Consider the following 11,792-nt stretch of genomic DNA (forward strand, 5'->3'; position numbering starts at 1 on the left):
ATAGTTAGGCCGGAAACAGGAAGTTTACTATCAATTTGATAATCAAGGCAAATTGGAGAAAAATGGTAATTAGCAGAAAGGCCATTTTTGAAATTCTACAAAGAGTTTTGAATGGTCACTTAAGCAGAGAAGACGCTTCAAAATGGGCCTTTTCAGCAAGAGAAGGATTGGAAAGTCACGCTTACCTCTATGAAAACAGTAAGGAAGTAGAAGTCTGGAAAGCCATTCTTTTCTTAGAAGGTATAGACCTAATGGACTCGCCTGAGTCCTATCTCCACAATGACGAAGATTTAAGATCTTATGCCGAAAGCCTTAATTTGTAGGCTTCACCATAAAATGGGCCATCCAAAACTATAGGTCATAATTATTGAAAAAAAAGGGACCAAGAGGCCCCTTTTTTTATTCTAAAAAGATGAAATCAGCTTAGTGGTGATGACCACCTTCGCCGTGCACGTGGCCGTGTTCTAATTCTTCCTGCGAAGCTTCGCGCACGTCGGCTACTTTGCCGTCGAAGTGCATCATCATGCCGGCCAGGGGGTGGTTGAAGTCCATCTTTACGTTTTCTTCGCCGATGTCCACGATTTTGCCCTGCATGTGGTGGCCCTGGTTGTCGGCCATGGGCAGGAAGTTGCCTACCTGCAGCATCTCCTCGTCAATCTTACCGTCGATTTCGAATACGTTTTTCGGGATGTCCACTACGGCCTGCTGGTCGTAGTCGCCGTAGGCTTGCTCCGGGGTGAGGGAGAAGCTGAACGCGTCGCCGGGCTGCTTGCCGCTGAGCTGGTTTTCAAACTCGTCGGGCAGGCCGCTCATACCGAATAGGAACACCATAGGAGCATCCGCCTCCGCCGATTCTACGAGGACTTTCTCTTGGTTTTCATCGGTCACGCTCAAGTCGTAGGTGATGGTGACGACTTTGTTTTCGCTGATTTGAGCCATACGTCTGGGTGCCCGGGTGTGTCCGGGGAAGTAGAAGTTGAAAAATAAGTTGGAACGGCTAGTTACGTAAATGGCCCGGATTTGTCGGTGTTACGGGCCGGTAATGCCAATGTAGTGTAGGAGGGGTCCGCTAAAATCACCCAAACCATTTTCATTTTACACCACCTGTCATCCTGAGCTTGCGAAGGACCTTCTCACCGCTGCATGAGTGCACGAGTCGTTGATACGATTGTCGTGCTAGCGTGAGAAGGTCCTTCGCAAGCTCAGGATGACAAAGTGGTTTTTACTGGTTGAAAGGCTAAAATGGGTTCCTATTGCAACTCCCAGGCTGTGCGGTAGGCGCCTATCATTTCTACATAATCCAGGAAGGCTTTGTAGAACGGGTGGGAGCCCAGCGTTGAGGAGTCACCTACGATGAGCAGCTTGCGGCGGGCACGGGTCATGCCCACGTTCATGCGGCGCACATCGGAGAGGAAGCCTATTTCGCCCTGCGGATTGCTGCGCGTGAGGCTGATGGCAATAATGTCGCGCTCCTGCCCCTGGAAGGAATCTACGGTGCCGATGCTGAGCATGCGGTGCTCCATGAGGCCCGTCAGCTCGTCGTTTTCCTCTACCGCATCTTTCAGATAGTTAATCTGGGCGCGGTAGGGGGCAATTACCCCAATGGTGAGCAGGTCCTCGGTGTGGTCGGCCTGGTCGTAGGGTTCCAGCAGCTGAGCCAGGCGTTTGAGCAGCAGGTCGGCTTCCTCGGGGTTGGCAATGGAACGGCTTTCATCCAAGCCCAGCTCCTGAAAGCCGAAGCCGGCCGTATCCAGAAACTCCACGGCCGTGTCGGGGGCAAAGCGCAGGTCGTAGTCGGGCAGGTCGGCGTGGGCCACGGAGGGGGCGGCTATGAGCTTGCCGTGGTAGAATTGCTCCGAGCTGAAGGCCATAATCTGCTCGTGCATGCGGTACTGCACCTGCAGCATGCGGGCCGTGTGGGGCTGGCGCTTGATGCACTTCTCGAACAGGGTTTCACGCAGACCCTCCTGGGCGGCTTTCTCGCTTTTTACCGTGGGCGGCAGCTGCTGGTGGTCGCCGGCCAGCACTACGCGGTTGGCTTTGGTAATGGGAATCCAGCAGCCGGGCTCCAGGGCCTGGGCGGCTTCATCAATAAAAACGGTTTCGTAGGTGAGGTGACGGATGGCGCGGTTGCTGGCGCCCACCAGCGTGCAGGTAATCACCTGCACCTGCTCCAACAAATCCTCCGTGATGTAGCGCTCCAGCTGGTCGGATTCCTGCAGCATCTGGTGGGCCTGCTCTTTCAGCAGGCGGCGCTGCTCGCGGTCTTCCCAGCCAAAGTGGCGCTTGAATTTGCCGGCCTGCTCGCGGTATTGCTCGGCCGTCTGGCGCATGCTTTTTAGCTCCGGGTAGCTCTTGTGCGCCATAATCTGGGCATCGAGCGTGTGCTGCAGCAGCAGGTCGGACACGCGCGAGGGGTTGCCCATGCGAATGACGTTTACGCCGCGCTCGGCCAGCTTTTCCGTGAGCAGATCCACGGCCGTGTTGCTGGGGGCGCACACCAGCACCCGGCGCTCCCGCCGAATGGTTTCCAGAATGGCCTGCACCAGGGTGGTGGTTTTGCCGGTGCCGGGCGGGCCGTGAATAATGGCTACATCCTGGGCGGCCAGCACGTGGCGCACGGCGGCCAGCTGGGACTCATTCAACAGGCTGGGATAGTAGAGGTGGGCTTCGGTTTCCGGCTTGTAGCGGGCGGGTTTGGCCCCCAACAGGATGTCGCGCAGCTCGGCCAGGCGGCTGTCATAGGCGCCCATCACTTTGCCCAGGGCATACTCCATTTCGCGGTAGCTCACCTCATCAAAGGTGAGGTCTACGCCCAGCTTGCCTTCGTCAACCCAGTCGGGGAGGTCTTCCTTGTTGGTAGCCAGTAGTATTTTATTGCGCTTTACGGCCGTGATAACGCCACTGAGCGTGGGGCGGTCGGAGCCGGAGCGGCCGGGCACGTTGCCGAAAAGCGCGGCATTTTTGCCAACCTGAAAAAGGTGCAGGCCGCCCTGGCCGGAGGGGCGCTCCAACTCCAGCACCAGCTTGCCGCCAAAGCCAATGTCTTCCTTGGTAATTTTCACAGGATACCAGGTGAGGCCGCGCCGCTGGCGCTCCGCAATGGTAGACTGGGCGCTTTTAATCTTGAATTGCTCCAGGTCTTCCTTTTGCTCGAGCTGCATGAGGGCCTGCACTTTGCGCAGTTCTTTTTCCAGCGCGTAGGGGTCGGTATACGTAGGTTGTTCAGTCAACAGTACAAGGGTATTGGGGATTCGTTGATAACAACGAAAAAGGCTTTTTGGTGGCCGAAGGTCGGTAGGAAAAAAAGATAATTCACTCAAGCAATAATAGCAGGCAACGCCACGAAGCGGCGGGCGGGCTGCGTAAAGTAGGGGGCAGAATTATTTGATCTGCAACGCCAGCGCCTAGATTTGCGTCTGAGCATCATTCCATATCCCTACCGCATTATGCCCTATCAACCCAGCCCCGGCCGCTATTCTTCCATGATTTACCGCCGCTGCGGCCGCAGTGGACTCAAGCTGCCCGCTGTATCCCTGGGGTTGTGGCACAACTTCGGCGACGTAGATGTGCTCAGTAATTTCCGCGCCATTCTGCACCGGGCCTTCGATAGCGGCGTCACGCACTTCGACCTGGCCAACAACTACGGTCCGCCGCCCGGCTCAGCCGAAACCAACTTCGGGCGCATCCTGAAAGAAGACTTCCGCGGCTACCGCGACGAGCTGATTATTTCGACCAAAGCGGGCTACCACATGTGGGAAGGGCCCTACGGCGAGTGGGGCTCCCGCAAATACCTTATTTCCAGCCTGGAGCAGAGCCTGCGCCGCATGAAGCTGGAGTACGTGGACATCTTCTACCACCACCGCCCCGACCCCGAAACGCCCCTGGAGGAAACCATGTGCGCCCTGGACCACGTGGTGCGCCAAGGCAAGGCGCTGTACGTGGGTATCTCGAACTATCAAACGGAAGAAGCCGCCGAGGCCATTCGGCTACTGCAGGAAATGGGCACGCCCTGTCTGATTCATCAGCCCAAATACTCCATGTTTGAGCGCTGGGTGGAAGGCAGCCTGCTGGATTTGCTGGGCGAAGCCGGCGTGGGCTGCATCCCTTTTTCCCCGCTGGCTCAGGGCCTGCTCACCAACAAATACCTGCACGGCATCCCCGACGATTCGCGGGTAGCCAAGGGCGTGGGCTTCCTCACCGAAACCCAGCTCACGCCGGAGCGCCTGGCGCAGGTGCAGCAGCTGAACAACCTGGCGCAGGAGCGTGGCCAAAGCCTGGCCCAAATGGCCCTATCCTGGATTTTGCGGGATGAGCGGGTCACCTCCGTCCTCATCGGCGCCAGCAAACCCGACCAACTCACCGATTCCCTGCGCTGCCTGGATAACCTGATATTCAGTTCAGAAGAGCTGGAACGTATAGAAGGAATTCTGGTGGAGAAAACGCCTTAAATAGAATATTCCGTCATGCAGAGCGCCGCGAAGCATCTCGCTCGCTTCGCCTGTCATCCTGACGCAGGAAGGACCTTACCCCGCTAGCACGAGTCGTTGTTACGCTTATCGTTCTTTGGTGATAAGGTCCTTCGCTTTGCTCAGGATGACAGATAGTATGGCAACATCAGCACGCGAGATGCTTCGCGGCGCTCTGCATGACGTTCTATCGTTTCCTAATAGAAAACGAAGTGCTTATTCAAAAAAGTCGCTGGAGTCTGTCTGGCTGAAATATTTATTCAGCTTGCCCAGATCAGCGAAAATGGGGACGATGAGCTGCATAAACTGGCGCACTGCCTCCTCGGAATCAGCATAAAAAAGCAGAGTGGCCGGAGTGGAGAAGCCCTGAATCTGGTCCAGTAGGGCGGGGGCTTCTTCCTCCAGAATGGTGGTGATATGCTCTTCCCAGGACAAGCCGCCGCCACCAAAGCCGTACTTCTCAAACAGATAGAAGTACCCCTCCAGCGCCGGGTCTGACTCTACGTTTGCTGTGATGCCAAATAAGGCATCCTCCACGCGCAGGTGTTCGGGAATAGAGTAAATCTTGAAGGGAAAGGTGTTTTCCATGAGAAACGACAGCCGCGTGTACGGAGTAAAAAGTGCGCCGGAATGAATAGCTGGTGGCGAGAATCGGCGAAGCTGTTTAATAATTAAAAAATCTGTCATCCTGAGCTTGGCGAAGGACCTTATCACGCCTGAACAAGTCGTAATAACGATTGTCGTTCAATAAGCATAAGGTCCTTCGCCAAGCTCAGGATGACAAAAGACAAAAATGAATAGCGCAGGAGCTTCAACTCCCAAACTCCTCCCCGCAATTCTGACACCGATACAGCGTAGTGCCGGCGTAAAAAACACGTTGCCACCACGCGGGCCGGGCTACGGGCAGCGTATCGGGCGAGCCGCAGCGGGGGCAGCGGAGTACGGCCGGCAAAATGCGCTGGCGGGCAAATTCCTCTACCACGACCTGGGCGGCAGCTTGGTCGGTTTCCTCTATTAGTAGTTGGAAATAGAGGCCGTCGCCGAAGGGTAGGGTGGCAGGGCCGTAGTTTTTTACCAGGGCTACTACCTCGGCCTCGTTCAGGAGCTGGTTATAGAGGCTGACGGCCTCGGCATAGGTCAGATATTCGGCTACGGGAACCAGCATGGCGCAAGTTAGCGCCCCCTGCGGGAAGGTACTGCTGACAGCCGCTGGCGCAGCCGGAAAACATACACTAGCAGGGCCACGCTGAGCACCGCCAAGCCCAGGGCAATCATTTCGCGGGAGGTCCGGGCCTCCTCGGCTTCTTTAGCGCTGGCCTGGGCTTCCTGCAACTTTTTCTCGCGCTGCTTTTCGCGCTGCTCCAGGTTCTGAATCTGGTTTTGCAGGTCGTAGAAGCGCTGGCGCACGCTGCTTTGGTCGGTGGTTGCAACAGTAACCTGCTGCTTGGCCTGCTGATTTTCGGCTACCACGGCGGCCGTCTGGCGCAGGGTGCTGGCCTGCACGGCCCGCACCACTTCGGTGTCTTTGCGGATAATGCCTTTCAGAGCATCTACCACTTCCTGCAGGTCTTTTTTGCTGGGCTTGTTGCCAAAGAGACTGTTACGCTGGGCGTTGGCCTCCTCATACTCCCGTACTAGTTTTTCTCGCTCCTTAATCAGGCGCGAAACTTCGTTTTCTGCGGCTGGCGCAGCGGTAGGCGTTTGAGCCAGGGCCACCTGACAGGAAAAAGCGAAAAGAAAAGGAAGCAAGCGTTTCGTCATAGAGCAAAGTAACGAGGAAGAAAGCCGTGTAGTTTGCGTGAGTAAAAGAAACGCAGGTGGCCGCTAAAAATACCAGGCATGCAGAGCGCAGTCGAAGCATCTCGCGTGGGGTCGTTTCGGTAGTAGCGTCATGTCGAGCGGAGCCGAGACATCTCGCGTGCTGACGTTGTGGTAGTAATAACACTATTCACCACACTAGCGAGATGTCTCGGCTCCGCTCGACATGACGTTCTTTTGTCTGCACATCACATCCTACTAGCCTTTCAGCATGGGCACAGGCTGGCGGATTTCCCGGGGCTTGTGGCGGTAGAAGTACAGAATCAGAATGGGCAGCAGCGTCAGCTCGGCCACTACCCCGAATAGCAGCGTGAGGCCGATGAGCAGACCCACGTAGAAAGTGCCATCGAAAGAGGAAAAAATAAGCGTGGAGAAGCCACCCACCAGAATCAGGGAGGTGACGATAACGGCTTTGCCGGCCATGAGGTAGGTTTTACGCACGGCTTTAAACAGGCTTTTCTCCTTTAGCAGTACCAGCTTCAGCTTGCTGATAAAGTGAATGGTGTCATCCACGGCAATGCCAAAGGCAATGGTGAAGATGATGCTGGTGCTCACCTTCATATTCACGCCGGCCAGCCCCATTACGCCCGCCACAATGAGAATGGGCACCAGGTTGGGAATGAGGACTACCACCGTCATGCGCACGCTGCGGAACAAGGCCAGCACAATCAGCGTGACCATCACAATATCAATGGTCATGCCCGTAATCATGTTGAGCGTCAGGTTTTCGTTGTTTTTGTCGATGAGGTTGGCCGAGCCGGTGAGGCGGGTTTGCAGCACGGTGCTGTCTACCTGGGTGCGCAGGAAACGGCGCAGGTCAGCGTTCAGGGCATCGGCTTTAATGCTGCCTACATCGGGCATGCGGCCGGTGAGGCGGCCTTCGGTGGCATCGGGGAGGGCCAGGGCCCGGAACTCAGGCTTCTTGCGGAAGAGCTTCACCTTGCGCACCAGCCGCTGCAGCTCCACCTCGGAGTCGGGGAGGCGGTATTCGGCCAGCTGCCCGCCGTTCAGCGCCTTGCGTACCGATTTGATGATGGTAACCGGGGAGGCCACGAAATTGAGCCCGTAGTGGCGCTGCAGGTAGCTTTCTATCTTCTCCGTCTGCCGCAAAACGGCCAGATCATAGATGCTGCCCCCGGCGGCGGGCTTCAGATCCAGCTCAAACGGCCGCACGCCGGCAAACTGCTTTTCAAAAAACACGAAATCCAGCTTCACCGGGTCGTTCTGCGACAAATCATCCAGCAGCGCCGAGTTGATGCGGATGCGGGAGGCCGAAGCCACCGACCCCAGTAATACCAGGGCGCTGATGGCTACCACCCAATGGCGGCGGGCCAGCACCGTGCGGAACAGGCGCCCCAGCACCCCGTCCCAGCTGTGGCCTTCCTGGCGAGGCACCCGCAGCTGGGGCTTGCCCAGCAGCACCAGCATAGCAGGCAGCAGCGTGAAGCTCAGCACAAACGTGAGCAGCACCGAAATGCCCGTAAACAGCCCGAAGTTGTAAATGGGCCGGATGGTGCTGGTCATCAGGGTGAAAAAGCCGATGCTGGTGGTCAGGGCCGAAAGCCCCGAGCCAAACCCCGATTCCTTCAGGGCAATGAGCAGCGAATCCCGCTTGCTGGCCCCGTAGCCCAGCTCCGTAACGTAGCGCGTAATGATGTGAATGGTATCCGACATGCCCACCACAAACAGCATCACGGGCAGCAGGGCCGTCATCAGGTCAATGCTTATGCCGCAGGCACTCATCAGCCCCAGGCCCCACAGAATAGCGCCCAGTACCACCACCAGCGGCAGCACCACGCCCCACCACGTGCGGAAGGTAAGCCAGAGCAGCCCCGTCACCAGCAGCACCGAGAGGCTCATAAACACCATCAGCTCGTTCTGCAGGCGGTCCACAAACACCGATTGCGCCACCATTTTGCCGGCCAGGTGCACCTGGCTATCGGCAAAGCCCTGGCGCTGCAGCTCCCAGCGCACGGCCGCCAGCAGGGAGTCGCCGGGCGGCTTGCTGAGGTTGGGCGAGGTCTGGAACAGGATGGTAAGGGCCCGCGCATCCCGGGAAATCAGGTTGCCTACAATCCCCGGCGTTTGGTAGAGCAGGGTAGAGTCCTGGGCGCGGCGGCCGGGCTCTTGGGGGTGCAGGTACGGAATGTTGAACACGCCCAGGCCTTCTACCACGGGGTTGGTGAGCGTGGTGGGCGAGGAAACGTGCGTTACGTGCCGCCGGGCCTGAATAAAGCGCGTCAGCGTATCGACTTTGGTTAGAAACCGGGCGTCAAAAACGGTTTGGCCGGCCGGTGCTTCCAGGCCCAGCAGCACGTAGTCGTTGTCGTTGCCGAAGCGCTGGGAATACTTCAGGTAGTAGTCCAGGTCGGGGTCGCCGGCGGGGTAGAAGTCGTTGAAATTATAGTTGAAGCGCAGCTGGGCCACAAAGAACACCGCCAGCGCAGTGAGCAGGGACAGGGCCAGTAGGGTAAGATGAGCGAGTTTGCGAAGCGGCATAAGCGGAGAGCCCGGCCCTCAGGAAAGACATAGCCAGTTTAGGCTACTTTTCTTACCTTAGAGACGGCGGAGAGCCAACCGCCGTTTTCCTCCTTTTGTTTCCTTCTACTCCAGCTTCTTTGTTATGAAAAACGCTCTGTTAGCCCTCGCGCTGTTTGCTTATGTTGGTACTGCCTCCGCTACGGAAGGTGAGAAAGGCGGTAAAAAAACCAAGAAAGCCTGCACTACGGAGATGCAAGCCAAGTGCTCTAAAGAAATGGCGGCTTCCGGTGCTTCCTGCTGCGTGAAGAAAGACGCTAAAACCACTACGGCTTCGGTGAAGCCTGCTCCGGCTGCTAAGCCGGTGACGAAGTCGCTGTAAAGTTCTCGTAAGTTTTGAAGAAAGTGCCCCTATTTCCCAGAATAGGGGCACTTTCTTTTACATAGGCAGGTGTTTTTGCACTATTCATTTCCTTATTGTTCTCATAAAGAAATGGGCGTTTTCTGCTGTTAACTTAATAATTTGGTTGCGCCGTGTAACCTTTTTGCGGATGGGAAGTGTCCTGTGCGAACCCAACCTATAATCTACATGAGTGCAAACCGCGGTGCCCTACTTACCTGCTTATTTATGCTGGCAGTTCAATTTGTATTCGGTCAATCTACAGCGCCGATAAGCGGTAGCAAAGCAAATAAACAGCTGGACGTAGTTGTGCAGCGGGCGGGAGAGGCCTTCATCAAAGATCCAACCGCAGTGGGCCTTTCGATAGGAATTATCCATGGTAAGCAGACCTATTTCTACAATTTTGGTACTGTCGAAAAAGGAGTCAGCAAGGTCCCAACGCAGAATACTGTCTACGAAATCGGCTCTATCAGCAAGACGTTTACCAGCCTGCTGCTGGCCCGGGCCGTGGCAGAAAAACGGGTAAGCCTACAGGATGACGTGCGCAAATATCTGAAAGGGGAGTATCCTAATCTGGCCTTCGCTGGCAAGCCAATCAAACTGGTGCATTTGGCCAATACCACCTCTGCTTTGCCTGATAACCTGCCCGACCGCACCTCTATGCTGCAGCAAGTCAACCCCGATTCGATACCGTCCCTTATTCTTAAAGTTTCCAGCACCTACACTAAGGATAATTTCTACCATGATCTGCATTCCGTCAAACTCGACACCGTGCCCGGTTTAATTTCGCGGCATTCCAATGCTGGGGCGCAACTGCTGGCATATATCCTGGAAAGCATTTACCAGGCTCCCTACGAGAAGCTAGTGGAAAAGTACATTGAAAAGCCACTGCATATGCAAAGCACCGCGAGTGTAAAAGCCGGTAGCAGTCTGTTGGCGGTTGGGCACAATGAGAAGGGCAACCGAATGCCCTATCACTTTATAGACCAGGTGGAGCCATCGGGCGGTTTGCGGTATAGCGCCGTCGATATGTTGAAATATCTGGCCTATCAGCTCGCGGAAACTGACAAAGCCGTGGTACTAAGCCATCAGCCAATGTGGGGAACCCCGGAAGAAGAGGCTATTAGCCTAAACTGGAGTGTGCGCAAAACCACCGATAACAAACGGCAGCTTCTGCACACGGGTGGCACGTTTGGCTTTGCGAGCTACTGCAGTTTTTATCCGGAATTGGGCTTTGGTATTGTGGTACTGGCCAACGAATCGGACAGAGGCACGCAGGGGCGGCTACAGGCACTGGCAGATCAGATAATAGAAGACATGCACGGCGTGCCACCGGCACTGCAGGCTTTCCGCAGCTACCTGGCCACGAACGACTACAGCCACGCTGTTGATGTGTACCAGGCGGTTAAGAAAGCGCATCCGGAGCTGCACCTGACCGAAGAGTTTGTGAACGAGTGGGGCTATACGCTAGTTCGGGAAGGCAAAATCAAGCAAGCAATTGAGCTATTCAAATTGAATGTCAGCCTGCATCCCAACAGCTGGAATTCCTACGACAGCTTAGGAGAAGCGTATGAGATGGCAGGCGACAGCACGCTGTCTATCACCAACTACCAGCAGTCGTTGATTCTGAATCCGAAGAATACGGGCGCGGTTGAGCACCTCAAGAAACCAAGAGCAGCTACAGGCAAGTAGGTAAAAGGCAATAAAGGACGAAGGCGAAATATTCGCTGCCATCAGCTACTGGAGTTTCTTTACTTTTGGAATCAGTTCCAACCAGCTGTTCTCCCCAGATGCGCCAGTACCAAGCCCTCCTCCAGCACATTCTCGACCACGGCACCCAAAAAACCGACCGTACAGGCACCGGCACGCTCTCCGTGTTTGGCTACCAGATGCGCTTTAACCTGCAGGAAGGATTCCCCTTGGTCACCACCAAAAAGGTGCATCTGAAAAGCATTATCCACGAGCTGCTGTGGTTTTTGCGGGGCGACACCAACAACAACTCCCTGGAAGAAGTAGGGGTGAGCATCTGGCGGGAGTGGGCCAATGCCGACGGCAGCCTGGGGCCCATTTACGGCAAGCAATGGCGCAGCTGGCAGGCCCCCGATGGCCAGAGCATCGACCAGATTGCGCAGATGGTGCACCTGCTCCGCACCCAGCCCGACTCGCGCCGCATGGTGGTATCGGCCTGGAACGTGGCCGAGCTGCCGCTCATGCGCCTCACGCCCTGCCACGCCTTATTCCAATTTTACGTGGCCGATGGCAAGCTATCCTGCCAGCTCTACCAGCGCTCCGCCGATGTATTCCTGGGCGTGCCCTTCAATATTGCCAGCTACGCCCTGCTCACGCTCATGATGGCCCAGGTAACCGGCCTGGAGCCCGGCGAATTTATCTGGACCGGCGGCGACACCCACCTCTACAGCAACCACCTGGAGCAGGCCAGCCTGCAGCTCACCCGTGAGCCACGGCCCTTACCGCAAATGCGCCTAAACCCGGCCGTAACCGATATTTTCGGGTTCCGGTACGAGGATTTTCAGCTGGAAAACTATAACCCGCATCCTGCTATAAAAGCGCCGGTTGCGGTTTAGTCGAAAAATATAGCACGGGTAGTATATAGTCGTCCAAATAGG

Annotated in this window: 11 protein-coding genes; 5 read left to right on the forward strand and 6 right to left on the reverse strand. The window is 56.1% G+C overall.

Annotation, left to right across the window (positions count from 1 at the left end):
* Positions 1–62: 62 nt before the first annotated feature.
* Positions 63–323 (forward strand): YxzC family protein, encoded by a 261-nt coding sequence (locus AM218_RS17230; RefSeq protein ID WP_071843858.1) that lies wholly within the window; start codon positions 63–65, stop codon positions 321–323.
* A gap of 100 nt (positions 324–423) precedes the next feature.
* Here the strand turns inward: AM218_RS17230 and AM218_RS05880 are convergent, their stop codons facing one another.
* Positions 424–939, reverse strand: a complete 516-nt coding sequence (locus AM218_RS05880; RefSeq protein ID WP_054412738.1) for an FKBP-type peptidyl-prolyl cis-trans isomerase — start codon at positions 937–939, stop codon at positions 424–426.
* Positions 940–1,250: 311 nt separating this feature from the next.
* On the reverse strand, positions 1,251–3,233 hold the full coding sequence (locus AM218_RS05885; protein WP_054412740.1) for an AAA domain-containing protein: 1,983 nt from the start codon (positions 3,231–3,233) through the stop codon (positions 1,251–1,253).
* A 216-nt stretch (positions 3,234–3,449) separates the two neighbouring features.
* On the opposite strand from AM218_RS05885, the gene mgrA reads away from it, so the two are divergent.
* Positions 3,450–4,451, forward strand: a complete 1,002-nt coding sequence (mgrA, locus tag AM218_RS05890; protein ID WP_054415339.1) for an L-glyceraldehyde 3-phosphate reductase — start codon at positions 3,450–3,452, stop codon at positions 4,449–4,451.
* A 234-nt stretch (positions 4,452–4,685) separates the two neighbouring features.
* On the opposite strand, the gene AM218_RS05895 is transcribed toward mgrA, so the two are convergent.
* The 4 genes from AM218_RS05895 to AM218_RS05910 all read right to left on the reverse strand — a co-directional run bounded on the left by AM218_RS05895 (position 4,686) and on the right by AM218_RS05910 (position 8,786).
* Positions 4,686–5,057: a hypothetical protein gene (locus AM218_RS05895; RefSeq protein ID WP_054412742.1), complete on the reverse strand. Its 372-nt coding sequence runs from the start codon at positions 5,055–5,057 to the stop codon at positions 4,686–4,688.
* Positions 5,058–5,280: 223 nt separating this feature from the next.
* Positions 5,281–5,634 (reverse strand): PaaD family protein, encoded by a 354-nt coding sequence (locus AM218_RS05900; protein WP_054412744.1) that lies wholly within the window; start codon positions 5,632–5,634, stop codon positions 5,281–5,283.
* 8 nt (positions 5,635–5,642) lie between these two features.
* The gene (locus AM218_RS05905; protein WP_054412746.1) at positions 5,643–6,230 is read right to left on the reverse strand and encodes a hypothetical protein; all 588 of its coding nucleotides are present in this window, start codon (positions 6,228–6,230) and stop codon (positions 5,643–5,645) included.
* A gap of 255 nt (positions 6,231–6,485) precedes the next feature.
* Positions 6,486–8,786, reverse strand: coding sequence for an efflux RND transporter permease subunit (locus AM218_RS05910; protein WP_054412748.1), 2,301 nt, complete (start codon positions 8,784–8,786; stop codon positions 6,486–6,488).
* Positions 8,787–8,910: 124 nt separating this feature from the next.
* On the opposite strand from AM218_RS05910, the gene AM218_RS05915 reads away from it, so the two are divergent.
* The 3 genes from AM218_RS05915 (at position 8,911) to AM218_RS05925 (ending at position 11,750) form a co-directional block, all read left to right on the forward strand.
* Positions 8,911–9,147, forward strand: coding sequence for a hypothetical protein (locus AM218_RS05915; protein WP_054412750.1), 237 nt, complete (start codon positions 8,911–8,913; stop codon positions 9,145–9,147).
* Positions 9,148–9,288: 141 nt separating this feature from the next.
* Complete coding sequence (locus AM218_RS05920) at positions 9,289–10,857, forward strand: serine hydrolase (protein ID WP_157547541.1); 1,569 nt, start codon at positions 9,289–9,291, stop codon at positions 10,855–10,857.
* A 98-nt stretch (positions 10,858–10,955) separates the two neighbouring features.
* Positions 10,956–11,750 carry a thymidylate synthase gene (locus AM218_RS05925; RefSeq protein WP_054412754.1) on the forward strand — a complete coding sequence of 265 codons (795 nt, stop codon included), beginning with the start codon at positions 10,956–10,958 and terminating at the stop codon, positions 11,748–11,750.
* Positions 11,751–11,792: the final 42 nt, after the last annotated feature.

Source organism: Hymenobacter sp. DG25A, from assembly GCF_001280305.1.
In the GTDB taxonomy this organism is placed as follows: Bacteria; Bacteroidota; Bacteroidia; order Cytophagales; family Hymenobacteraceae; genus Hymenobacter.